Source organism: Ottowia sp. oral taxon 894 (genome assembly GCF_001262075.1).
GTDB lineage: Bacteria > Pseudomonadota > Gammaproteobacteria > Burkholderiales > Burkholderiaceae_C > Ottowia > Ottowia massiliensis.
In genome coordinates this window covers 1,520,699-1,542,368 of record NZ_CP012073.1, presented here as the reverse complement: position 1 = coordinate 1,542,368, position 21,670 = coordinate 1,520,699, and the positions used below count along the sequence as shown (strand labels likewise).

At 66.2% G+C, this 21,670-nt stretch carries 18 protein-coding genes; 12 read left to right on the top strand and 6 right to left on the bottom strand.

Annotated features, from left to right (window positions below):
- Window positions 1-214: 214 nt before the first annotated feature.
- The 3 genes from ADJ79_RS06625 (at window position 215) to ADJ79_RS06615 (ending at window position 3,233) form a co-directional block, all read left to right on the top strand.
- Window positions 215-1,228 carry an ABC transporter substrate-binding protein gene (locus tag ADJ79_RS06625; protein ID WP_050715302.1) on the top strand — a complete coding sequence of 338 codons (1,014 nt, stop codon included), beginning with the start codon at window positions 215-217 and terminating at the stop codon, window positions 1,226-1,228.
- 110 nt (window positions 1,229-1,338) lie between these two features.
- The gene (locus tag ADJ79_RS06620; protein WP_050715301.1) at window positions 1,339-2,394 is read left to right on the top strand and encodes an iron ABC transporter permease; all 1,056 of its coding nucleotides are present in this window, start codon (window positions 1,339-1,341) and stop codon (window positions 2,392-2,394) included.
- On the top strand, window positions 2,391-3,233 hold the full coding sequence (locus ADJ79_RS06615; RefSeq protein WP_082203165.1) for an ABC transporter ATP-binding protein: 843 nt from the start codon (window positions 2,391-2,393) through the stop codon (window positions 3,231-3,233). The genes ADJ79_RS06620 and ADJ79_RS06615 overlap by 4 nt, the downstream gene beginning before the upstream one ends.
- A 48-nt stretch (window positions 3,234-3,281) precedes the next feature.
- Here ADJ79_RS06615 and mreD read toward each other — a convergent pair whose 3' ends face one another.
- From mreD to ADJ79_RS06600, 3 genes are all read right to left on the bottom strand, one after another.
- The gene (gene mreD, locus ADJ79_RS06610) at window positions 3,282-3,800 is read right to left on the bottom strand and encodes a rod shape-determining protein MreD (RefSeq protein ID WP_050715300.1); all 519 of its coding nucleotides are present in this window, start codon (window positions 3,798-3,800) and stop codon (window positions 3,282-3,284) included.
- Window positions 3,797-4,702 (bottom strand): rod shape-determining protein MreC, encoded by a 906-nt coding sequence (mreC, locus tag ADJ79_RS06605; protein WP_050715299.1) that lies wholly within the window; start codon window positions 4,700-4,702, stop codon window positions 3,797-3,799. Before mreC ends, mreD begins: the two co-directional genes overlap by 4 nt.
- Window positions 4,703-4,974: 272 nt before the next feature.
- Window positions 4,975-6,015: a rod shape-determining protein gene (locus tag ADJ79_RS06600; protein WP_050715298.1), complete on the bottom strand. Its 1,041-nt coding sequence runs from the start codon at window positions 6,013-6,015 to the stop codon at window positions 4,975-4,977.
- A gap of 212 nt (window positions 6,016-6,227) precedes the next feature.
- Here ADJ79_RS06600 and gatC point away from each other — a divergent pair, with 212 nt between their 5' ends.
- The 4 genes from gatC (at window position 6,228) to ADJ79_RS06580 (ending at window position 10,398) form a co-directional block, all read left to right on the top strand.
- The gene (gene gatC, locus ADJ79_RS06595; protein ID WP_050715297.1) at window positions 6,228-6,527 is read left to right on the top strand and encodes an Asp-tRNA(Asn)/Glu-tRNA(Gln) amidotransferase subunit GatC; all 300 of its coding nucleotides are present in this window, start codon (window positions 6,228-6,230) and stop codon (window positions 6,525-6,527) included.
- A complete protein-coding gene (gene gatA / locus ADJ79_RS06590) occupies window positions 6,524-7,990 on the top strand; it encodes an Asp-tRNA(Asn)/Glu-tRNA(Gln) amidotransferase subunit GatA (RefSeq protein WP_050715296.1) in 1,467 nt (488 codons plus the stop codon). Before gatC ends, gatA begins: the two co-directional genes overlap by 4 nt.
- 15 nt (window positions 7,991-8,005) lie before the next feature.
- The gene (gene gatB, locus ADJ79_RS06585; protein ID WP_050716468.1) at window positions 8,006-9,469 is read left to right on the top strand and encodes an Asp-tRNA(Asn)/Glu-tRNA(Gln) amidotransferase subunit GatB; all 1,464 of its coding nucleotides are present in this window, start codon (window positions 8,006-8,008) and stop codon (window positions 9,467-9,469) included.
- 158 nt (window positions 9,470-9,627) lie between these two features.
- Complete coding sequence (locus ADJ79_RS06580) at window positions 9,628-10,398, top strand: 16S rRNA (uracil(1498)-N(3))-methyltransferase (RefSeq protein WP_050715295.1); 771 nt, start codon at window positions 9,628-9,630, stop codon at window positions 10,396-10,398.
- Window positions 10,399-10,523: 125 nt separating this feature from the next.
- On the opposite strand, the gene recX is transcribed toward ADJ79_RS06580, so the two are convergent.
- Window positions 10,524-10,991: a recombination regulator RecX gene (gene recX, locus ADJ79_RS06575; RefSeq protein ID WP_050715294.1), complete on the bottom strand. Its 468-nt coding sequence runs from the start codon at window positions 10,989-10,991 to the stop codon at window positions 10,524-10,526.
- Window positions 10,992-11,156: 165 nt separating this feature from the next.
- Here recX and yajC point away from each other — a divergent pair, with 165 nt between their 5' ends.
- The 4 genes from yajC (at window position 11,157) to ADJ79_RS06555 (ending at window position 16,929) form a co-directional block, all read left to right on the top strand.
- Window positions 11,157-11,495, top strand: coding sequence for a preprotein translocase subunit YajC (gene yajC, locus ADJ79_RS06570; protein WP_050715293.1), 339 nt, complete (start codon window positions 11,157-11,159; stop codon window positions 11,493-11,495).
- A 101-nt stretch (window positions 11,496-11,596) separates the two neighbouring features.
- Complete coding sequence (secD, locus tag ADJ79_RS06565; RefSeq protein WP_050715292.1) at window positions 11,597-13,489, top strand: protein translocase subunit SecD; 1,893 nt, start codon at window positions 11,597-11,599, stop codon at window positions 13,487-13,489.
- 14 nt (window positions 13,490-13,503) lie between these two features.
- Window positions 13,504-14,451 carry a protein translocase subunit SecF gene (secF, locus tag ADJ79_RS06560; RefSeq protein ID WP_050715291.1) on the top strand — a complete coding sequence of 316 codons (948 nt, stop codon included), beginning with the start codon at window positions 13,504-13,506 and terminating at the stop codon, window positions 14,449-14,451.
- Window positions 14,452-14,493: 42 nt separating this feature from the next.
- Complete coding sequence (locus ADJ79_RS06555) at window positions 14,494-16,929, top strand: DUF1631 family protein (RefSeq protein WP_082203164.1); 2,436 nt, start codon at window positions 14,494-14,496, stop codon at window positions 16,927-16,929.
- A 525-nt stretch (window positions 16,930-17,454) separates the two neighbouring features.
- Here the strand turns inward: ADJ79_RS06555 and ADJ79_RS06550 are convergent.
- A complete protein-coding gene (locus ADJ79_RS06550) occupies window positions 17,455-18,372 on the bottom strand; it encodes a phosphoribosylaminoimidazolesuccinocarboxamide synthase (protein WP_050715289.1) in 918 nt (305 codons plus the stop codon).
- 163 nt (window positions 18,373-18,535) lie between these two features.
- On the opposite strand from ADJ79_RS06550, the gene ADJ79_RS06545 reads away from it, so the two are divergent.
- The gene (locus tag ADJ79_RS06545) at window positions 18,536-19,021 is read left to right on the top strand and encodes a hypothetical protein (protein ID WP_050715288.1); all 486 of its coding nucleotides are present in this window, start codon (window positions 18,536-18,538) and stop codon (window positions 19,019-19,021) included.
- Window positions 19,022-19,390: 369 nt separating this feature from the next.
- Here the strand turns inward: ADJ79_RS06545 and ADJ79_RS06540 are convergent, their stop codons facing one another.
- On the bottom strand, window positions 19,391-21,559 hold the full coding sequence (locus ADJ79_RS06540; protein WP_050715287.1) for a CHASE2 domain-containing protein: 2,169 nt from the start codon (window positions 21,557-21,559) through the stop codon (window positions 19,391-19,393).
- Window positions 21,560-21,670 lie beyond the last annotated feature (111 nt).

The window sequence follows — 21,670 nt, the reverse complement described above, 5'->3', positions numbered from 1 at the left end:
GCGAAAAAACAGTGTGAAGACGAGGGGCCAGGGAGCGGCGGCGCGCATTGTCTCCGCCGCCGGGGTCGGCGGCGGATGAAAGTCATTTCTGATGGCTGCCTACAATCGCGCCCGCTCTGGCGCTTGCCGGGGCTTTTTTTGTGTTTGCTGCCAGCGGATGCGCCGCCTGCTGTACGGCGGGCGTTCACTAGCGGCTTTTTGGAAGGAACCCCCCATGAAAACCTCTCGCTTCGTTGCCGCTGCCGCCTTGCTGGCCGCAGGTCTGGCCGCCAGCCAGGCCGCGCAGGCGGCCAGCCATCCCGTGAAGATTGACAACTGCGGCGTGACGCTGCAATTCGAGCAGGCGCCCAAGTCTGCCGTCACCATTGGCCAGGCGGGCACTGAAATGCTCTACGCGCTGGGCGTGGGCGACAAGGTCGTGGGCACGGCGCTGTGGTTCAACCCGGTGCAGCCGCAGTTCGAAAGCATCAACGCCAAGGCGCCGCGCCTGGCCGATGACATTCCGAGCTTTGAATCGGTCATCAACAAGCGCCCCGGCCTGGTGGTTTCGCAGTTCGAGTGGATGGTGGGCAAAAACGGCGTGGTCGGCACGCGCGAGCAGTTCAAGGAAATCAATATCCCCGTCTATGCCATGCCCACCGACTGCGAGGGCAAGGACAACGAAACCGGCGCCGACGGCACGCGCAAGACGGCTTTCCATGTGGACACGCTCTACAAGAGCATCACGCAGCTGGCCGCCATTTTTGGCGTGCAGCCCAAGGGCGAAGCGCTGGTCAAAGAGCTGAAAGAGAGTGAGGCCAAGGCCGTCGCCAAGGTGAAAAACGCGCACCTGAAAGACCTCTCGGCCGTGCTGTGGTTTTCCAGCGCCGATTTGACCGTGGACCCCTACGTGGCGGGCCGCAAGGGCGTGGCCGGCTACATGCTGAACACGCTGGGGCTGCGCAACATCGTGCAGTCGGATGAAGAGTGGCCCACCGTGGGCTGGGAAACCATTGCCAAGGCCAATCCTTCGGTCATCGTCATCGCCCGCATGAACCGCCGCCGCTTTCCGGCTGACGACTACGAGAAAAAGCTCGAATTTCTCAAAACCGATCCGGTCGCCAAGGAAATGGACGCCGTCAAGAACGATCGCATCGTGATCGTGGACGCCGACGCGCTGCAAGGCTCCATCCGCATGGCCAGCGGCATGGACCAGATTGCCGACGCGGTGCTCAAGCTCAAGAAGTAACGCGCCGCATGAAGGCCCCGCCTGGCGGGGCTTTTTTCCGGTTTTCCGCGCTTGCCTGGCGCGGGGCCTGCGCGGCCGTTTTCCTGCGACCCTCTCCGTCTTTTCCTCTCATGACAACTCATTCAACCGCCCGGACGTGGCTGCGCATCGCCTTGCTGACGCTGGGCGCGGCGGCCGTGCTGGCCGTCACGCTGCTGCTGGGCACGGCCATTGGCGAAACGCGCATTCCGCTGGAGATGGTGCGGCAGGTGCTGGCCAACCAGCTTTTCGGCGCTGGCTACGCGGTCGATCCGATCGACCAGGGCATCGTGTGGAACTACCGCCTCACGCGCGCCATCGTCGCCATGTGCTGCGGCACGGGGCTGGCGCTGTCGGGCGTCATCCTGCAATCGCTGCTGCGCAACGCGCTGGCCGATCCGTATTTGCTGGGCATTTCGGCGGGCGCTTCCACCGGCGCGGTGCTGGTGACCGTGGCGGGGCTGGGCGCGGGCGCCATTTCCATGACGGCGGGCGCCTTTGGCGGCGCAGTGCTGGCCTTCACGCTGGTGGCGCTGCTGGCGCATGCCGCCGGCGGCGGCGGGCTGCACAACAGCGGGCAAATCGTGCTGGCGGGCATCGCCGGATCGCAGCTTTTCAACGCGCTCACCTCGCTCATCATCACCAAATCGGGCAGCGCCGAGCAGGCGCGCGGCATCATGTTCTGGCTGCTGGGCAGCCTCTCGGGCGCGCGCTGGCCCAGCGTGTGGCTCACGCTCACGGTGGCCGTGGCAGGCGTGCTGGCGTGCCTGTGGTTTGCGCGCGCACTGGACGCCTTCATCTTCGGCACCGAATCGGCCGCTGCGCTGGGCGTGCCCGTGCGGCGCGTGCAAATCGTGCTGCTGCTCACGGCGGCGCTGGTCACGGCCGTCATGGTGTCGGTGGCCGGAGCCATCGGCTTTGTGGGGCTGGTCATACCGCACGTGGCGCGGCTGCTGGTGGGCGTGCGCCACAGCCGCCTGCTGCCAGCCAGCGCGCTGCTGGGCGCGGTGTTTCTGGTGGCGGCGGACGTGGTTTCGCGCATCCTCATAGCCGGGCAAGTGCTGCCCATTGGCGTCATCACCTCGCTGGTGGGCGCGCCCATATTCGCGCTGATGCTGCTGCGCCAGCGCCAGGGAGGCCGCTCATGAGCACGCAAACCCATCTGCAAACCCATCCGCAAACCAGCTTGCAGGCCAGCTCGCCAACCGGCACGGCCCTGCCCGCCCTGCAAGGGCGCGATCTGGTCTGGGGCGCCACGCGCGGCGGCGCGCCCATCGTGCGCGGCGTCTCGCTCACCGTGCGCGCGGGCGCGACGGTGGGGCTGATCGGCCCCAACGGCTCCGGCAAATCCAGCCTCATGCGCCTGCTGGCAGGCGTGACGCAGCCGCAATCGGGCGAAGTGCTGCTGGGCGGCCAGCCCATGCAGCGCCTCACGCGCCGCCAGGTCGCGCACCAGCTCGCCCTCGTCTCGCAAATGGCCGACACGCAAGACGCCATCACCGTGCAAGACGCCGTGGAGCTGGGCCGCACGCCCTGGCTGTCGGCGCTGCAAACCTGGTCGGCGCGCGACGACGCCATCGTCGAACAAGCCCTGGCCGACGTGGGCATGGCCGAAAAAAAGGGCCGCGTGTGGAACACCCTCTCCGGCGGCGAGCGCCAGCGCGTGCACATTGCGCGCGCCCTGGCCCAGCAAACCAGCGTGCTGCTGCTCGACGAACCGGGCAATCACCTGGACATCCACCACCAGCTCGCGCTCGGCCAGCTCATCCACCGCCTGCCCGGCACCAAAGTCATGGCCATTCACGACCTCAACCAGGCCCGCCACTGCGACTGGCTGGCCGTGATGCAGCAAGGCCGCCTGGTGTGCGAAGGCGCGCCCGACGACGTGCTGCAAGCCGATTTGCTGGAGCAGGTGTTTGAAGTGCGCCTGCGCGTGCTGACCGACCCCGAAGACGGCGCGCGCGTGCTGCGCTTTTTGCCGCTGTAGGTTCTGATTCACACTTTCCGCACCTGCGGGCAGACTGTGAACGGCCTCTCAAAGGGGGCGGTCGGCGTCCGGGTTGGGCGCGCGGCGCTGGGGAGCCAGCAGCAGCCAGGTGAGCACGGGCCACAGGGCGGCTTCAAGCAGCGGGGCCAGCAGGGTGAGCCAGCCGGGGGCGACGCCGCCGGCGATCAGCCGCACGAGGGTGATGAGCGCGTAGGAGAGGGCGAACAGCGGCAGCAGTTGCAGCGCCTGGGCCAGCACGGGCAGCCACAGAATGCGGCGCTGCAAGGCGATGGCGGCAAAACTCAGCGCCGAATACGCCAGCGCATGCTGGCCGAGCAAGGCAGCCTGGTGCACGTCCAGGCACAGGCCGAAGACGAAGGCGGCGGCCAGGCCCACGTGGCGCGGCTGGTGCACGTTCCAGAACACGAGAACGACGGCCAGCACGTCGGGCATCCACACCAGCCGCCCCAGGGGCAGCAGATTGACGAGAAAGGCCAGCCCCAGCGTGATCCAGATGAAGGCGGGCGAGACGGGCAGCAGCAGCGGCTGGCCTGTGCGCATGATCATGAAGTTCTCCCGGCTGGCGCGCCGCTGGCATCTGGGGCGGGCTGCTCAAAGCGCACGGGCTGCAAGACCATGACGTGAGTGACGCCGTGCAGGGCCGCCACGGGCGCGCATTGCACGCGCATGAAGGTGGCTTCGCCCTGGCGGTCAACGGCCAGCACGCGGGCCACGGGCAGGCCGGGCGGGTAGATGCCGTCGATGCCGCTGGTGGTGAGCAAATCGCCCTCGCGCATGTCTTCGGTGGCGAAGGTGTAGCGCAGCTCCATCAGGCCGCTGCGCGGGGCGGGGTCGCCATAGGCCACGCTGCGCACGCCGGAGCGGGTGTTGATGACGGGGATGGCCTGGTCGCGGTCGATGAGCAGGGTGATTTCGCTCACGAAGGGATAGACGCGCGTGACCTGGCCGAGCACGCCCGATTCGTCCATGACGGGCGAGCCGGGCTGAATGCCCTGGGCGCTGCCTTTGTCGATGATGACGCGGCGGGTGTAGGGGTCGGTTGCGTCATAGAGCACTTGCGCGGCGGTGGCGGGCGTGCTGGTGCGCTCGCGCAGGGCCAGCAGCTGGCGCAGGCGTTCGTTTTCCAGCAGGAGCTGCTCGACTTGTCCGGCGCGGCGCGATTGTTCGGCCAGGCGGGCGCGGGCGGCTTCCTCGGTTTTTTGCGCGGTTTTCAGCTCGGTCAGGTAGCCGTAGCCGTTGCGCGCCCACTGCACGGGCTGCAAGGCCAGCCATTGCGCGGGGTAGAGCACGGCGGCAATGGCGGCGCGCAGCGGCTGCATGAGGTCGAACCGGGCATCGGCCACCATCAGCGCCAGCGCCAGCGCCACGCAGATGAGAAGCCGGGAGACAACCGACGGGCCGCGCCGGAAGAACGGCGGGGGCGAGTGGTCGTAAGGTTCAAACGGCATGGACGAAGCGGGCTGGCGGCAGCGGCTGGCGGCAGTGGGCGGCTGGAGCGGGCGGGCTGTTCTGCATCAGAAAAAAGGAGCAGATTCAGAGGGGCGAAAAACCGTGGCGTCCTAGTGTAATTTGGAGATGCTGCTACGAATTCGAGAGCGAATCTGTGGCCTTTCATTGAGGCGCTCACGGGCCAGTCAGCCCGCGCGAAAAGCATTATCTCCGTGCAAGCGCGGGCCTTTTGAAAGGCGCGTCCGCCGCCTGGCTGGCCTGAAACAGGCGCTCACTCGTTGGCGAAGATGCCGCCTTGCTTGTCCATGTTTTCCAGCGCCATGCCGCAGCCGCGCACCACGCAGGTCAGGGGGTCTTCGGCCACCAGCACGGGCAGGCCGGTTTCCTCGGCCAGCAGGCGGTCCAGATCGCGCAGCAGCGCGCCGCCGCCAGTGAGCATCATGCCGCGCTCGGCAATGTCGGCGCCCAGCTCGGGCGGGGTTTCTTCCAGCGCGCGCTTGACTTCGGAGACGATGCTGTTGATCGGCTCGGACAGCGCCTCCAGCACTTCATTGCTGCTGATGGTGAAGCTGCGCGGCACGCCTTCGGAGAGGTTGCGGCCCTTGACTTCCATCTCCCGCAGCTCGCTGCCGGGAAAGGCGCTGCCGATCTCCTTCTTGATGAGTTCGGCGGTGGGGTCGCCAATGAGCATGCCGTAGTTGCGGCGGATGTAATTGACGATGGATTCGTCAAAACGGTCGCCGCCCACGCGGGCGCTGCCTTTGTAGACCATGCCGCCCAGGGAAATGACGCCCACCTCGGTGGTGCCGCCGCCGATGTCCACCACCATGGAGCCGCTGGCTTCGCTCACGGGCAGACCCGCGCCAATGGCGGCGGCCATCGGCTCTTCAATCAGGTAAACCTCCGAGGCGCCCGCGCCCAGCGCCGATTCACGGATGGCGCGGCGCTCCACCTGCGTGGAGCCGCAGGGCACGCAGATGATGATGCGCGGATTGCTGAACCAGCCGCGCGCATGCACCATCTTGATGAACTGCTTGAGCATTTGCTCGGTGACGGTGAAGTCGGCGATGACGCCGTCTTTCATGGGGCGGATGGCTTCGATGTTGCCGGGCACCTTGCCCAGCATGGCCTTGGCTTCGTGGCCCACGGCCTGAATGGTCTTCTTGCCCTGCGGGCCGCTTTCGTGGCGGATGGCGACCACGGAAGGCTCGTCGAGCACGATGCCTTTGCCGCGCACCACGATGAGGGTGTTGGCCGTGCCCAAGTCAATGGCCAGGTCGGTGGAGAGATACCGGCGGAACAAACCGAACATGCAAATGCTTTCCTTGGCGCGGCCACGCCTGGCCGGCAGGCGCGGCCGCAGAAAATTCTGGTGAAAAGGGGGGAGATGGGTGCAAAAAAGCGCCTTTTCAGGCGCGTTGCGGGTAGCGGCGGATAATACTTCATCCCCTAGGCAGCAACTGGGCGCAGACAACGCCTGGCGGGCCATTTCACACACATTTACACGCGGTATTTTTCCCTTCCATGTCACTTGATTTGCAGGATATTGAGCGCATCGCCCATTTGGCGCGTTTGCAAGTGCAGCCAGACGAAGCCGAGCGCCTGATGGGCCAGCTCAACGGCTTTTTCGGCATTGTCGAAGCCATGCGCGCCGTGGACGCCACGGGCGTGGAACCCTTGGCCCACCCGCTGGCCGCCGTGCAGGACGTGCAGCTTCGCTTGCGCCCTGATGAAGTCCAGCCCTGCGGCAGCCGCGAGGAAAACCAGCGCAGCGCCCCCGCCGTGGAAGACGGCCTGTTTCTCGTGCCCAAGGTGATTGAATGAGCCAGCCCGATCTGCACCTGCGCACCGTGGCCGGCCTGGCCGCCGGCCTGCGCCAGAAAGAGTTTTCCGCCGAAGAAGCCGCCCGCCACTTTCTGGCCCGCATGCGCCAGCATGAGGCGCTGGGCGCGTTCCTCAGTGTGGACGAAGAAGCCACGCTGGCCCAGGCCCGCGCGGCCGATGCCCTGCTGGCCCGTGGCCAGGCCCCCGCGCTGGCGGGCGTGCCCATCGCGCACAAAGACATCTTCGTCACCCGCGACTGGCCCACCACCGCCGCCTCGAAAATGCTTGAAGGCTACCGCTCGCCCTTTGACGCCACCGTGGTCAGCCGACTGAAAGACGCTGGCGCCGTGTGCCTGGGCAAGCTCAACTGCGACGAATTCGCCATGGGCTCCACCAACCGCAACAGCGCCTACCAGCCCGCGCTCAACCCGTGGAACGCGCAGCGCGTGCCGGGCGGCTCTTCCGGCGGCAGCGCCGCCGCCGTGGCGGCGGGCCTGGCCCCGGCGGCCACTGGCACCGACACGGGCGGCTCCATCCGCCAGCCCGCCAGCTTTTGCGGCATCACCGGCATCAAGCCCACCTATGGCCGCGCCAGCCGCTACGGGATGATCGCCTTTGCCTCCAGCCTTGACCAGGCCGGCCCCATGGCCCGCACCGCCGAAGACTGCGCCCTGCTGCTCACCCACATGTGCGGCCCCGACGTGGAGCACGACTCCACCTCGCTGGACATGCCCGCCGAAGACTTCACCCAATCGCTGGGCGAGCCGCTCAAGGGCCTGCGCATCGGCATTCCGAAAGAGTTTTTCGGCGACGGCCTGGCCGATGGCGTGCGCCAGGCGCTCAACGCCGCGCTCAAGGAATTCGAGCGGCAAGGCGCCGCCCTCGTGCCCGTCTCGCTGCCGCGCACCGAGCTGGCCATTCCCGTCTACTACATCATTGCCCCGGCCGAAGCCAGCAGCAACCTCAGCCGCTATGACGGCGTGAAATTCGGCCACCGCGCCAAAGACTATGCCGACCTGGAAGACATGTACAAGCGCACCCGCGCCGAAGGCTTCGGTCCTGAAGTCAAGCGCCGCATCATGATCGGTGCCTACGTGCTTTCGCACGGCTACTACGACGCCTATTACCTGCAAGCCCAGAAAATCCGCCGCCTGATTGCCGACGACTTCCAGCAGGCCTTCAAGCAGTGCGACCTCATCGCCGGCCCCGTGGCCCCCACCACGGCCTGGGCGGCGGGCGCGCACCAGGACCCGCTGGCCGACTACCTGGCCGACATCTACACCCTCCCCGCCAGCCTCGCCGGCCTGCCCGGCATGAGCCTGCCCGCAGGCTTTGACGAAAACCGCCTGCCCGTCGGCCTGCAACTCATCGGCAACTATTTGCAGGAAAGCCGCCTGCTGGCCGCCGCGCACCAGTTCCAGCTGGCAACCGATTGGCACACGCAGCGCCCGGGCGGGTTTTGAGGGGGAATGACCAAAATGACGCAAACCACCCAACTCATCCAGGGCTACGAAGTCGTCATCGGCTTTGAAACGCACGCCCAGCTGCAAACCAAAAGCAAGATATTCAGCCGCGCATCCACGGCTTTTGGCGCCGCGCCCAACACGCAAGCCAGCGTGGTGGACATGGCCCTGCCCGGCACGCTGCCGGTCATGAACCGCGAAGCAGTGGCCTGCGCCATCAAACTGGGGCTGGCGCTGGGTTCGCATATTGCGCCGCGCAGCGTTTTTGCCCGCAAGAATTATTTCTACCCCGATTTGCCCAAGGGCTATCAAATCAGCCAATTTGAAATTCCGGTGGTGCAAGGCGGCGAAGTTTCCTTTTTTCTGGATGGCGACAAAAAAAACGTGCGCAAAACCGTGCGCCTGGTGCGCGCGCATTTGGAAGAAGACGCCGGCAAATCGCTGCATGACGCCTTTCAGGGCATGAGCGGCATTGACCTGAACCGCGCAGGCACGCCGCTGCTGGAAATCGTCACGGAACCCGATATTCGCAGCACCGAAGAAGCCGTGGCCTACGCCAAAGAGCTGCACAAAATCGTCACCTGGATCGGCATTTGCGACGGCAACATGCAAGAAGGCAGCTTCCGCTGCGACGCCAACGTGAGCGTGCGCAAACCCGGCCAGCCCCTGGGCACGCGGCGCGAAATCAAAAACCTCAACAGCTTCCGCTTCATGCAGCAAGCGATTGATTTTGAAATCCGCTGGCAAATCGAGCAACTGGAAGACGGCCACGCCATCCAGCAAGCCACCGTGCTGTTTGACCCCGACACGGGCGAAACCCGCGCCATGCGCACCAAGGAAGACAGCGCCGATTACCGCTATTTCCCCGACCCCGATTTGCCGCCTTTATGTATTTCTACTGAGTGGATAGAGCAAACCCGCGCGCAAATGCCCGAATTGCCGCGCAAAATGGCCGAGCGATTCGTGGCCGAATATGGTTTGCCTGAATATGACGCCGCCACGCTGACGCAATCGCCTCAAATGGCGGCCTATTTTGAGCAAGCCGCACAAAAAAGCGGGCAGCCCAAACTCGCCAGCAACTGGGTCATGGGCGAAATCTCCAAACGCCTGAATGCCGAAGAAATCGGCATCGAATCGGCCCAGGTCACGGCGCAGCAACTGGCGCAAATCATCCAGCGCATTCAAGACGGCACGATCAGCCACAACGCCGCCAGGCAAGTGTTCGACGCCCTCTGGCGCGGCGAAGCCAGCGACGCAGACGCCGTCATTGAAGCCAAGGGCCTCAAGCAAATGAACGACACCGGCGCGCTGGAAAAAATCATCGACGAAGTCATTGCCGCCAACCCCGCCAACGTGGAGCAATACCGCGCCGGCAAAGACAAGGCTTTCAACGCCCTGGTCGGCCAGGTCATGAAAGCCAGCAAAGGCAAAGCCAACCCGCAGCAAGTCAATGAATTACTGCGCGCCAAGCTGGCCTGATGCAAAGCTGGCTGGCAAAGCGCGCCGCCAAGCGCGCCCGGCGCATGAGCGCGGCGCTGGCTTGAGCTTGAGACAGCTCCCAATCGCACCCAAAAGCAGGAGCAAATTCAAGGGGGTAAGAATGCCATTCTGCGCAGGTTCCACTAGGACCTCTTGCTATGAATAACGGAGCTAATTTGTCTCCTGTTCGCAAACCGCAGGCCGCCGCGCCGCGTTTGTATGTGCCGCAAGCCCTGCCTGAAGGCGGTGAGCTGGATCTGCCGCACGGCGCGGCGCGCCACGCCCAGGTTCTGCGCTTGCAGCCGGGCGACGCGTTGACCCTGTTCAATGGCGAAGGCGGCGAATGCAGCGCCACCATCATCCGCATGGGCCGCAGCAGCGTGCAGGCGCGCATAGGCGCTCATGCAGCCATTGAGCGCGAAGCGGCCCGCCGCGTGCATCTGCTGGCGGGCCTCATGGCCAGTGAGCGCATGGACTGGCTGGTGGAAAAAGCCACCGAACTGGGCGCTGCCAGCCTCACCCCCCTGCTCACCCAGCACTGCGCCCTGCGCCTGAGCGGCCCGCATGCCGCCAAAAAACACGCGCACTGGCAAGCCGTGGCCGTGGCCGCCTGCGAGCAAAGCGGCCGCAATCGCTTGCCCCTCATTCATCCGCCCCGCCCCCTGGCGGAGGGCCTTGCAGGCCAGGCCGGAGACGGGGACGGCGCGCGTTTTGTCCTCTCCCTGAAGCCCGGCGCCGCTTCTTTGCGCGCTGCATGCGCCGGCCTGCCTGCCGCGCAAACCGTCACCCTTCTTTCCGGCCCCGAAGGCGGCCTGAGCGCCGCAGAAGAAGCTCAGGCGCTGGCGGCAGGCTTCACTCCTGTCAGCCTCGGCGCGCGCGTGCTGCGCGCCGAAACCGCGCCCGTGGCCGCGCTGGCGCTGCTGGCGTGAAAGTCTGGAATCTGTTCAGAGGCATCTGCCGGCCGTTTCCCGTGCGTCTTCATACCGCTCGGCAAGCGGGCGGCCTGTGGACATCGGACGCGGCGGCTGGTTTTGCGCGCCTGAACTTGCGCGCTTCATTCGCTGAAGTCACTGGAGCTTTCGTCCGCGTCAGGCCAAGCGTTCAGCACGCGGCGCACCACGTCGGCGGCGAAGCCACGGGCTGCCAGAAAGCGGGCTTGCCTGGCGCGGGCGGCGGCATCGGCGGCTGGGGCGCCAAACTTTTTCTGCCAGACGGCGCGGGCGCGCTCCAGCTCGGTGGCGCGCAGCTGCCCGGCAGCTTCGGCCAGCGCTTCGGCGCTCAGGCCCTTGGCGCGCATTTCCTGTAGCACGCGGGCCGCGCCCAGGCGCGGGGCGCGGCGGCGCATGACGGATTCGGCCACGCGCTCTTCGCTGATGAGGCCCTGGGCCGCCAGTTCATTCAGCATCCGGGCCAATTCGCCCGCTTGCTCCTCATGGCAAGACAGCTTGCGCTCCAGTTCGGCGCGGGAGTGTTCCCGTTGCGACAGCAGGCGCAGGGCGCGCGCTTTGAGGGAGATGGGCATGGATGAAAACGCGGGGCGAAGGCAGGGCGGCCAGCCGGTCTGCCAGAGCCGCCAGAGGGCTGGCTGGAGCAGGGCGGCACATACAATACGCGATTTCGCGCAGGGTCGGCATGGCTGCTGCTCTCGCCTCTGCTTACTCACCAATCATTTTCTGGAGCCTGGCTCATGTTCATCTCAAGCGCCTTCGCGCAAACCGCCCCGGCCGCCGAAGCGGGCGCCAATGCGGCGGCGGCATCGCCTTTTTCGGGCCTGCTGCTGCCGGTGGTGATGCTGGTGGTGCTGTACTTCATCATGATCCGCCCGCAGATGAAAAAGCAAAAAGAAGTGCGCGCCATGCTGGACGCGCTGGCCAAAGGCGATGAGGTGGCCACGGCTGGCGGGCTGCTGGGGCGCATTGTTCAGCTGGGCGACAGCCACCTGACGCTGGAGGTGGCCGATGGCGTGCAGGTGCAGGTGCAGCGCCACGCCGTGGTGCAGGTACTGCCCAAAGGGTCGCTGAAGTAGGCCGCCTGGCGCGGCGAGCAGCCGGAACCGGCCTGGCCGCCCTTGTTTTCTTCGCCCGCAGCGCCTGTCTGCGGGCTTTTGTGCATCAAAAGACTATTCGCATGAACCGCTACCCGCTCTGGAAATACGCGCTGATTGCCGTGTCGCTGCTCATCAGCGTGATCTACACCTTGCCCAACCTGTATGGCGAAGCGCCTGCGGTGCAGGTGTCCGCAGGCAAGATGACCGTCAAGGTGGATGGCCAGACGCTGGAGCAGGTGGAGAAGGCTTTGCAGGAAGCGGGCATTACCGCTGACAGCGTGGTGTTTGACGGCCAGTCGGTGCGCGCGCGCTTTGATACCGAAGACACGCAGATCAAGGCCAAGGACGTGATTGCGCGCGCCCTGGCCGCTGGCAAGGAAGAAGGCGCCTACATCGTGGCGCTCAATCTGGTCTCCCGCTCGCCTGACTGGCTGACGGCGCTGCACGCCAAGCCCATGTATCTGGGGCTGGATTTGCGCGGCGGCGTGCATTTCATGCTCCAGGTAGACATGCGCGCGGCCATCACCAAGCGGCTGGACACCACGGCCAGCGACATTCGCATGCTGCTGCGCCAGAAAGACATCCGCCACGGCGGCGTGAGCCGCTCGGGCGACGCCATTGAAGTGCGCATGCGCGATGCCAACATGCTGGATGCTGCGCGCCGCCAGATCGCGCAGAACCAGCCCCAAATGGATGTGGCGGCCGCGCCGGATGGCTCCCGCCTGACCGTGACCTTCAAGCCTGCGGCGCTGCATGAGGTGCAGGAGCAGGCCATCAAGCAGAACATCACCACGCTGCACAACCGCGTGAACGAGCTGGGCGTGGCCGAGCCGGTGATTCAGCAGCAGGGCGCTGACCGCGTGGTGGTGCAGCTGCCTGGCGTGCAGGACACGGCCAAGGCCAAGGACATTCTGGGCCGCACGGCCACGCTGGAGATGCGCCTGGTGGACGAAAGCGCCGAAGGCCGCGCGGCGGAGGGCGGCACGGGGCCGGTGCCGTTCGGCTCCGAGCGGTTCATGACGCGCGAGGGGCATCCCGTCATCGTCAAGCGGGAAGTCATCCTCACGGGCGACAGCCTGGACAACGCCCAGCCCGGCTTTGATGAAAACCAGCGCCCTTCCGTGGACCTGGTGGTGGACGCCAAGGGCGGCCAGATCATGCGCGACACCAGCCGCCGCAATCTGAAAAAGCGCATGGCCATCGTCCTGTTTGAAAAGGGCAAGGGAGAGGTGCTGACGGCGCCCGTGATCGAGGGCGAGCTGGGCAACCGCTTCCGCATCTCCGGCTCCATGTCGGTGAACGAAGCCAATGACCTGGCGCTGCTGCTGCGCGCCGGTTCGCTGGCCGCGCCGATGGAAATCGTGGAAGAGCGCACCATCGGCCCCAGCCTGGGCAAGGAAAACATCGCCAAAGGCTTCAAGAGCGTGATGTGGGGCTTTGCCGTCATTGTGGTGTTCATGAGCCTGTACTACATGATGTTCGGCGTGTTTTCGAGCATCGCGCTGGCGTTCAACCTGCTGCTGCTGGTGGCCATTCTTTCCATGCTGCAAGCCACGCTCACGCTGCCGGGCATGGCGGCCATGGCGCTGGCGCTGGGCATGGCCATTGACGCCAATGTGCTGATCAACGAGCGCATTCGCGAAGAGCTGCGCAACGGCTCATCGCCGCAGGCGGCCATCAGCGCGGGCTATCAGCATGCCTGGGCCACCATCCTGGACTCCAACGTGACTTCGCTCATCGCCGGCCTGGCGCTGCTGGCCTTTGGCTCCGGCCCGGTGCGGGGCTTTGCCGTGGTGCACTGCATCGGCATTCTGACTTCGATGTTCTCCGGCGTTTTCTTCTCGCGCGGGCTGGTCAATCTCTGGTACGGGCGGCGCAAGCGGCTGAAAACGGTGTCCATCGGCACCGTCTGGCGGCCTGAAACGGCAGGCGCCGCCGGCGCGCTCGCGCCCCGCGAAACCAGCGGGCAATGAAAGGGAGCTGAATCATGGAATTTTTCCGCATCCATCGTGACATCCCGTTCATGCGCCACGCGCTGGTGCTGAACGCCGTTTCCCTGATCACCTTCATTCTGGCGGTGTTCTTTCTGGTGCACAAAGGGCTGCACTTGTCGGTGGAATTCACGGGCGGCACCGTCATGGAGGTGAGCTACCAGCAGGCCGCCGATCTGGAAAAGGCGCGCGAAGCCATCGCCAAGCTGGGCTATGGCGAAGTGCAGGTGCAGAACTTCGGCTCGTCGCGGGACGTGATCATCCGCGTGCCCGTGCACAAGGACGTGAAGCCCGCCGAACAGAGCGCAAAGGTGATGGAGGCGCTCAAGGCCGACGACCCCGGCGTGGAGCTGCGCCGCACGGAATTCGTCGGCCCGCAAGTGGGCAACGAGCTGCTGACGGGCGGGCTGAAGGCGCTGGGCTTCGTCATTCTGGGCATCGTCATCTATCTGTCGGTGCGCTTTGAATGGAAGTACGCCGTGGCCGGCATCATCGCCAACCTGCACGACATGGTGATCATCCTGGGCTTTTTCGCCTTCTTCCAGTGGGAGTTTTCGCTGGCCGTGCTGGCGGCGGTGCTGGCCGTGCTGGGCTATTCGGTGAACGAATCGGTGGTGATCTTTGACCGCATCCGCGAAACCTTCCGCCGCCAGCGCAAGATGAACGCGCACCAGATCATCGACCACGCCATCACATCCACCATCAGCCGCACCATCATCACGCACGCGTCCACGCAAGCCATGGTGCTGTCGATGCTGCTGTTTGGCGGCGAGACGCTGCACAACTTCGCGCTGGCGCTGACCATCGGCATCTGTTTTGGCATCTATTCATCGGTATTCGTGGCGGCGGCCATCGCCATGTGGCTGGGCGTCAAGCGCGAAGACCTGGTCAAGTCCCGCAAAGAGCACGATCCCGACGACCCGAACGCTGGCGCCGTGGTGTAAGCCAGCTTCTTCTGGGCCGCCAGGCGAGGCCCAAGAACGCACATGACACCTCCTCCCGCAAATTCCCCGCAGATGCGTCTGGCCCGCCAGACGCGAGAACAGTTTGTCGCGGAGCTGGTCCGCTGGCTGCCGCAACTGGTGGCCACCATGCGAGAGCGCCTGTCCAATGCCATCGACATGCCCGCCAGCATGCAGGAGCAGCGCCTGGCCCTGGATGCGCGCATGGGCTTCGAGCCTCAGCGCGACGTTTGGGAGCGGCAGGTGCGCCAGGCGCTGGAAAAGGCGCTGGCCCAGGCCCAGCCCGCCCCGGCAGCCGCCCCTGCCGGGCTGACGGCTTTTTCGCTGCTGGATGACGAGGTGGTGGAAAACAAGATCATCGCTTCGCGCCTGAGCCTGGCGGCCATCGACAAAAGCGGAGCCGAGCTGAACGACCTGAACGTCCGCATCCAGTTTCTGGAGCAGACGCCTGACATCAGCCCCAAAGACGTGTTGCGCCCGGAGTGCCTGCCGGGCATCCTTATCGAGCAGTGGCGCGCCTGCGACCTTTCGCGCGAAATGTGGAGCGTGGTGCATGAAACCGTGCGGGCCGCGCTGGCGCTGGCGCTGGCGCAGGCTTATCAGAACGCCAACAAATTCCTGATCGAGCGCGGCGTGATGCCGCAAATCAACCTCAAAGCCATGGTGCGCAGAACCGCAGGCGGCCCGCGCACAGGCAGCGCCGGGCTGGGCGGCTCGCCAGACAGCGCGCCCGGCTCCAGCCCGGATTGGAGTGGCGCCTCGCAGTCTTCGGCTTTTGGCAGCGGCTGGCAAGGCGATGCAGCAGGCAATGGCCGGGCCGCCTCAGGCAGCTTCGCGCCAGCGGGCCAGAGCCAGCCCGGCATGGCGCCCGTGCGCCCCACCGACCTGATGCGCGTGGCCGAAGAAACGCGCATGCTCACGGGCGCTGCGCCCATGATGCGCATGCGCGCACGCGCCCAGGGCGTGCTGGGCAAGCTGCGCCGTCTGCTCAGCGACCGCGTCACCGATTTCAGCCACACCCAGCCCATTGAACCCAGCCCCCAGCTGGCGCAGGCGCTCGCGCACCCGCCTTCGCCGCTGGATACGGCGCTGACCCAGCTGGATGGCGCGGCCACTGACCCGTACCGCCCCACCATTGCCGCCCTGCCGCCCGCCGTGCAGGTGCAGCGCGTGGAGCAAGTCGCCAGCCGCCTGCGCCATCAGGCCGCCGAACTCAAGCAGGAAGCGGGCACCAAGAACGAAAAGGCCATCATCGAAATCGTGGCCCTCATGTTCCAGGCCATCTTGGCGGAGGAGCGCATTCCGGCGGGCATCCGCGTGTGGTTCGCGCGCCTGCAAATTCCCGTTTTGCGCCTGGCGCTGGCCGAGCCGGACTTTTTCAGCAACATCGACCACCCCGCCCGCCAGCTGATCGACCGCATGGGCGCTTGCGCCATGGGCTTTGAAGCCGCCAGCGTCAGCAACGCGCGGCTGGAGCGCGAAATCAAGCGCATCGTGCAAGTAATCGAGCAATACCCGGAAACCGGGCGGCGCGTGTTCCAGCTCGTGCTGGACGAATTCAGGAAATTCCTGGCCCAGTTCCTCACCGAAGGCGGCAGCGCCGAGCGCGTGGCCACGCTAGCGCAGCAGGTGGAGCAAAAAGAAGCGCTCGCGGTGCAATACACCATCGAACTCAACAAGATGCTCGCCAATCTGCCCGTGCGAGAAGAGGTGCGCGAATTTCTCTTTCACACCTGGGCCGAAGTGCTCGCCACCGCCTCCGTGCGCCACGGCGCGCAAAGCCGGCAGGCGCTCGAATTCAAGCGCGCCGCGCACGACCTGCTCTGGGCCGTGAGCGCCAAGCCCAACCGCGACGAGCGCGCGCGCGTGCTGCAAAGCCTGCCCGGCCTCATCCAGACGCTGCGCCAGGGCATGAGCGGCCTGGGCATGCCGCAAGACGTACAGGACCGCCACGTCAAAACCCTGAGCGACGCCGTGACCGAAGCCTTCATGGCCCGCTCCGAAGCCATTTCCGACGAAACCCTGGAAACGCTCAGCCGCAAGCTCAACGCGCTGGAAGACGTGGTCAGCGACGACGCCGTGGGCGACGTCATGCTCGATCCGGGCGCCATCGAACTCATGCTCGGCGTGGACGCGGGCGATCTGATCGTCATCTCATCCGGCGGCTCCATGCCCAGCGCCGCCACCGTGGCCTGGGCGCGCGAGCTGGAGCTGGGCGCGTGGTTTGAAATGGAGCAGGGCGGCAGCCTGGTGCGCGTGCAATACGTCTGGCGCAGCCCGCGCGGGCAGCTGCACATCTTCACCGGCGGCAACAAGAACTACATGGTGCAAACCCGCCGCCTGGCCGCCTGGCTCCAGGCTGGCCTGCTGGCGCTGGTAGAAGACGAAGCCCTCACGGTGCGCGCCACCCGCGACGCCTTGGCCCGGCTGGACGCCCAGCCCGCGCAGCTGCTGTCCTGAAAAGCCGCTCGCGGATCCGCCCGCACGCGGCAAGGCGGCAAGGTCTTCAACAAACCGCAGGCGCACGGCATTATTTCGCTACTCAATCAATAGCGTGATGTCCTAGTCGAAAGCGCGCAAGGCGGCATCTCCAGCCTCTGAATTTGCTCCTGTTTTTGTGGAGCGGAGGCATCACGAAAGCTCCCGCACCGTCTCCATCAAGAGCCTGCTGCGGACTTGCCGCATCGGCGCTTCAGAACCCGCTCACAGCCGTTTGCGGGAACACAAAGGCGGGTCGGCCCGTCATCCCGCCTGCCCTGCCCCGCTCCAGCGACTGCCCCGTGCAGCCATCACGCACGTATTCCCGCCACAAATCCTGCTCCAACGGCCCGCTGAACCAAACAGGCCAGGATGTGCGAAGCATGCAGCGCCAAACGCTCCTTTACCAATAGCACGATGTCCTAGTAGACATTGCGCAAAGCGGCATTTTTACCCTGCCAAATTTGCTCCTCTTTCTGACCTGCAAGCCGCTTCAGCGGCGCAGCTTCACTCGGCCAGATCCTGCCCTGTCAGCGCCTTCAGGGCTTCGCGGTAGCGGGCGGCGGTGTTGGTGATGACTTCGGCGGGCAGCTCGGGCGCAGGGGCGCGTTTGGGCCAGGGGCGGCCATCCACCTGGGCCGTTTCCAGCCAGTCGCGCAGATACTGCTTGTCGTAGCTGGGCGGGTTGACGCCTTCGCGGTATTCGGCGGCGGGCCAGTAGCGGGAAGAGTCGGGGGTCAGCACCTCGTCCATCAGCACAACCTGGCCGGTTTCGTCCAGGCCGAATTCAAATTTGGTGTCGGCAATGATGATGCCCTTTTGCAGCGCCAGGGCGGCCGCGCGGGTGTACAGGGCCAGCGAGAAATCGCGAATCTGCGCGGCCACGGACGGCCCGGCAATTTCCACCGTGCGCTCGTAGCTGATGTTTTCGTCATGCTCGCCCACGGCGGCCTTGGCGGCGGGGGTGTAAATGGGCCGGGGCAGTTTGCTGGCGTTTTGCAGGCCCGCCGGCAAGGGCACGCCGCATACGCTTTGGCTTTGACGGTATTCCTGCCAGCCGCTGCCCGCCAGGTAGCCGCGCACCACGGCTTCCACGGCGATGGGCCGCAAGCGCCGCACCAGCATGCTGCGGCCCCGGATTTGCTCCGCTTCGCTGGCGCTGACAACGCTGGCCGGGTCTATGCCCGTGAGATGGTTGGGGCAGATGCCCTTGAGCTGTTCAAACCACCACAGCGCCATTTGCGTGAGCAGCCGCCCCTTGCCCGGGATGGGCTGGCCCATGATGACGTCAAAGGCGCTGATGCGGTCGCTGGCGACCATGAGGATGCGGTCATTGCCAACGGCATAGTTGTCGCGCACCTTGCCGCGCGCGATGAGCGGCAGACTGGCAAGCTGGCTGGTGAGCAAGGCGGAAGATGAAGGCATGGCGGCAGGCCCCCGGCAGGGCGAAAGTCAGACACAAAAAGCAAAAAAAGCATTGTGCCGCAGCACGTATGCTCCCGCGCTCATCAGTGTCTGGCACTGTTTTTTGCTAGCGGCCGCCCGCAGCCAGATGGCGGGTGGCCGATCATTCAGGAGGTTTTGAGCCATGCCAATCCGCCACATCGGAGCTGCCGCGCTGCTGCTGGGCGCGCTCGGCGCCGCCACAGCCCAGGCCGCTTCACCCCAAGCCACGTCAGAAGGTAAAAGTGACATGAAAACGTCTTCCGCCGCCACCGCCGCCGCGCCTTTGCGCACCCTGGGCGAATACACCGATCCGCACGGCATTCGCCGCCTCTACCTGCTGGTTTCGCCCAACTTGAGCGACGCGCAGATCATGACGCTGGCGCAGGCCGTTCATGCCAAGGAGAAAAACGCCTGGCTGTGGCTGCTGGACAGCGATGAAAAAGCCGCCCAGATGATGGAGGCGCTGCCGCGCACGGCCCAGGGCGACATGGCGGGCTACCCGGGCGCCTGGGTGCAGGCGCACACCGTCGCCCACTCGCAGCAGGAGCTGCTGCCCAAAGGAGCCGGCAAGCGCTGGGCCTTGTACAAGGGGCCGTACACCGGCACGCTGCTGGGCGAGCTGCCCTGAGGGCCTGTACGCAGCCCATCCCGCAGGCGCAAAAACGCGCGGATCCGGGCGAGGCCGGAGCAGCCTTGGGCATTGCAAATGCCTCGCCGGACGCGCAAGCAAGCGAGCAACAAATCTCGCCTGTGCAGCCCATCCCAATCCACTCTTTGCCCCTTTTGGGCTCTGGCCGTGGAAAGCGGAAAGAGCCAGCCAGAGTGGACGAGCGAAGAAGCACATTTTCGCTACTCTATTTGTAGCTATAGGTCCTAGTGAAAACTGCGGGGGACGGCGTTTTCACCTGTTTTGATCCGCTCCTGTTTTTGGTGTTTTCCGGCTGGCTGCGCGGCGGCTCGTGAGTGGTTTCTTGCGGCGGTGGCTGCATTTCACTCTTCACACTTGGCAGCGCTCCGCCGCAGGCGGGTTTTCCGCCAGCCGGGCTTGCAGGCGGTTGGCGTAGATGGCGTAAGGCTCGAAGTCGGGGCGGATGGCGCGCAGGGCGTGCAGCTTTTGCGCGAAGGGGCGCAGGCGGCCGGCCTGCCAGTCGTCGAGCGCCTGTTGCCACAGGGCCAGCTCCTGCGCGAGCAGCGCGGCGACGGGGCCTGCGGGCGCGCGCGGGGTGTGGATGGTGACTTCTTCCTGGCGGCCGCGCACGGAGATGCGGTCCAGCCGCTGCCAGACGGCTACGTCTTCCGCCTGCGCGCGCGTGGCGTCGCCCGCCAGGATGGTGACGCCCCAGGTGCGCGTCTGCGCTTCCAGCCGGGCGGCCAGATTGACGGCGTCGCCCACGGCGGTGTAGGCGCGGCGCACGTTGGAGCCCATGTCGCCCACGGAGGCCACGCCGGTGTTGATGCCGATGCCCACGCCCAGCGCGGGCAGGCCCAGGCAGACGCGCTCGGCGTTGATTTCATGCATGGCCTTGTGCATGGCCAGCGCGGCGGCCACGGCGCGGGCGGCGTGGTTGCTGCTGCGCAGGGGCGCGCCCCAGAAGGCCATGACGCAGTCGCCCATGTATTTGTCGATGGTGCCTTCGTGCTCGCGGATGACTTGCGTCAGGCGCGTGAAGATGCGGTTGAGCAGGGCCTGCAATTGCAGCGGCGCCATCGTTTCCGACAGGCTGGTGAAGCCGCGCATGTCGCAGAACATGACGGTGATTTCCCGCGCCTCGGCCCGCATGGTGTACAGCTCCGGCTGGCTGGCCATGCGTTGCACCAGCTCAGGCGGCACATAGGTGCCAAAGAGGTCAATCAGGCGGCGGCGGGCGCGGCTTTCGATGAAGTAGCCATAGCCCAGATTGAGCATGAGCAGCGCCATCACCACGAACAGTTGCGCGGCCAGCGGCAGGGCCAGCCCTTGGGCGGCGTAGAGCCAGAAGTTGAGCGCGGCCAGCGCCGCCGCCAGCCCCAGGCCCAGCGCCAGCGCGCCTGCCACGCCCAGGGCGGGCAGCAGCAGCGCCAGCAGCAGGCCGCTGGCCAGCAGCAAGGCGGCGTCCAGCACGGGGGCGTAGCCGGGGCGGGCGGGCACGCGGCCATCGAGCATGCCGGAGATGAGGTTGGCGTGCACTTCCACGCCGGGATAGACGGCGCTGACGGGCGTGGCACGCAAGTCCATCAGGCCCGGCGCCGTAAAGCCCAGCAAAACGATGCGGCCTGCCAGCGCGCCTTCGGGCAGGCTGCCGCGCAGCACGTCCGCCGCCGGGTAGTAGCGAAAAGACCCGCCCCGCGCTCCGCCCGGGCCGCGATAGGGCGCCAGCGCCGCGCCGCTGGCCGTGAGCGGCACGTGCAACGCCTGCCCCGGCCCGCCTCTTGTGTGCGGCAGCCGCAGGCCTTGCAACAGGGGCGGCTCGCCCGCCCACTGAAGCGCTGGCGCGGGCAAGGCCCGCGAAGACGCCTGGGCCACGCCGCCATACAGGTACTGGCGCACCACGGCCAGCGCGAGCGATTCGCGCCAGCCGCCATCGACGGCGGCGACCAGCGGCACGGAGCGCACGATGCCGTCGCTATCGACCAGTGCGTTGAAAAAGCCCTGCGGCGCGGCGCTGGCCAGCTTGGCGATGCTGGCTCCGTAGCCATCCCAGAGCATGAGGGCGGGTGTGTCCTGCGCCGCCAGCAGCGGCGCGATGGGCGCAGGCAGCGCACCGCTGCGGCGGCCCTGGCGGTCGCTGGTGAGGTAGTAGCCCAGCACGGCGGGCCGGCCTTGCAAGGCGGCGGCAAAGCGCGCGTCGCTTTCTTCGCTGCCGCGCCCGGCTTCGGCAAACACGGCGTCAAAGCCGATGACGCTGGCGCGCTGGCGGCGCAGCACTTCTTCCACCAGCTCTGCCATGCGCTCGCGCGGCCAAGGCCACTGGCCGAGTTCGGCCAGGCTGGCCTCGTCCACATCCACGATGACCACGCGCTCGTCCAGCGTGGCGGGCATGAACAGGCGCAGCCGCGCGTCATACAGCCGCTGGTCGGCCAGCGTCAGCAGGTCCGATTCATGAACGCCCAGCGCGTGCAGCAGGGCCAGCGTGAGAACGGCCAGCGCCAAGGCCATGCGCCAGAAGCGGTGGAAGGGCAGGCGCATGGAGCAAGGCTTTCAGCAGCGAAGCGAAGGCTGCGGCGCGCTGGCGAACAGGCGGCGGGCAGACGCGGAATTCGCTCCTGTATCAATAGCAATGGGTCCTAGTGGAATGAG

What these genes read in the sequence shown, in the direction of transcription:
- ADJ79_RS06625 (WP_050715302.1), top strand. Translation starts at nt 215, where the DNA reads ATGAAAACCTCTCGCTTCGTTGCCGCTGCCGCCTTGCTGGCCGCAGGT.
- ADJ79_RS06620 (WP_050715301.1), top strand. Translation starts at nt 1,339, where the DNA reads ATGACAACTCATTCAACCGCCCGGACGTGGCTGCGCATCGCCTTGCTG.
- ADJ79_RS06615 (WP_082203165.1), top strand. Translation starts at nt 2,391, where the DNA reads ATGAGCACGCAAACCCATCTGCAAACCCATCCGCAAACCAGCTTGCAG.
- mreD (WP_050715300.1), bottom strand. Translation starts at nt 3,800, where the DNA reads ATGATCATGCGCACAGGCCAGCCGCTGCTGCTGCCCGTCTCGCCCGCC.
- mreC (WP_050715299.1), bottom strand. Translation starts at nt 4,702, where the DNA reads ATGCCGTTTGAACCTTACGACCACTCGCCCCCGCCGTTCTTCCGGCGC.
- ADJ79_RS06600 (WP_050715298.1), bottom strand. Translation starts at nt 6,015, where the DNA reads ATGTTCGGTTTGTTCCGCCGGTATCTCTCCACCGACCTGGCCATTGAC.
- gatC (WP_050715297.1), top strand. Translation starts at nt 6,228, where the DNA reads ATGTCACTTGATTTGCAGGATATTGAGCGCATCGCCCATTTGGCGCGT.
- gatA (WP_050715296.1), top strand. Translation starts at nt 6,524, where the DNA reads ATGAGCCAGCCCGATCTGCACCTGCGCACCGTGGCCGGCCTGGCCGCC.
- gatB (WP_050716468.1), top strand. Translation starts at nt 8,006, where the DNA reads ATGACGCAAACCACCCAACTCATCCAGGGCTACGAAGTCGTCATCGGC.
- ADJ79_RS06580 (WP_050715295.1), top strand. Translation starts at nt 9,628, where the DNA reads ATGAATAACGGAGCTAATTTGTCTCCTGTTCGCAAACCGCAGGCCGCC.
- recX (WP_050715294.1), bottom strand. Translation starts at nt 10,991, where the DNA reads ATGCCCATCTCCCTCAAAGCGCGCGCCCTGCGCCTGCTGTCGCAACGG.
- yajC (WP_050715293.1), top strand. Translation starts at nt 11,157, where the DNA reads ATGTTCATCTCAAGCGCCTTCGCGCAAACCGCCCCGGCCGCCGAAGCG.
- secD (WP_050715292.1), top strand. Translation starts at nt 11,597, where the DNA reads ATGAACCGCTACCCGCTCTGGAAATACGCGCTGATTGCCGTGTCGCTG.
- secF (WP_050715291.1), top strand. Translation starts at nt 13,504, where the DNA reads ATGGAATTTTTCCGCATCCATCGTGACATCCCGTTCATGCGCCACGCG.
- ADJ79_RS06555 (WP_082203164.1), top strand. Translation starts at nt 14,494, where the DNA reads ATGACACCTCCTCCCGCAAATTCCCCGCAGATGCGTCTGGCCCGCCAG.
- ADJ79_RS06550 (WP_050715289.1), bottom strand. Translation starts at nt 18,372, where the DNA reads ATGCCTTCATCTTCCGCCTTGCTCACCAGCCAGCTTGCCAGTCTGCCG.
- ADJ79_RS06545 (WP_050715288.1), top strand. Translation starts at nt 18,536, where the DNA reads ATGCCAATCCGCCACATCGGAGCTGCCGCGCTGCTGCTGGGCGCGCTC.
- ADJ79_RS06540 (WP_050715287.1), bottom strand. Translation starts at nt 21,559, where the DNA reads ATGCGCCTGCCCTTCCACCGCTTCTGGCGCATGGCCTTGGCGCTGGCC.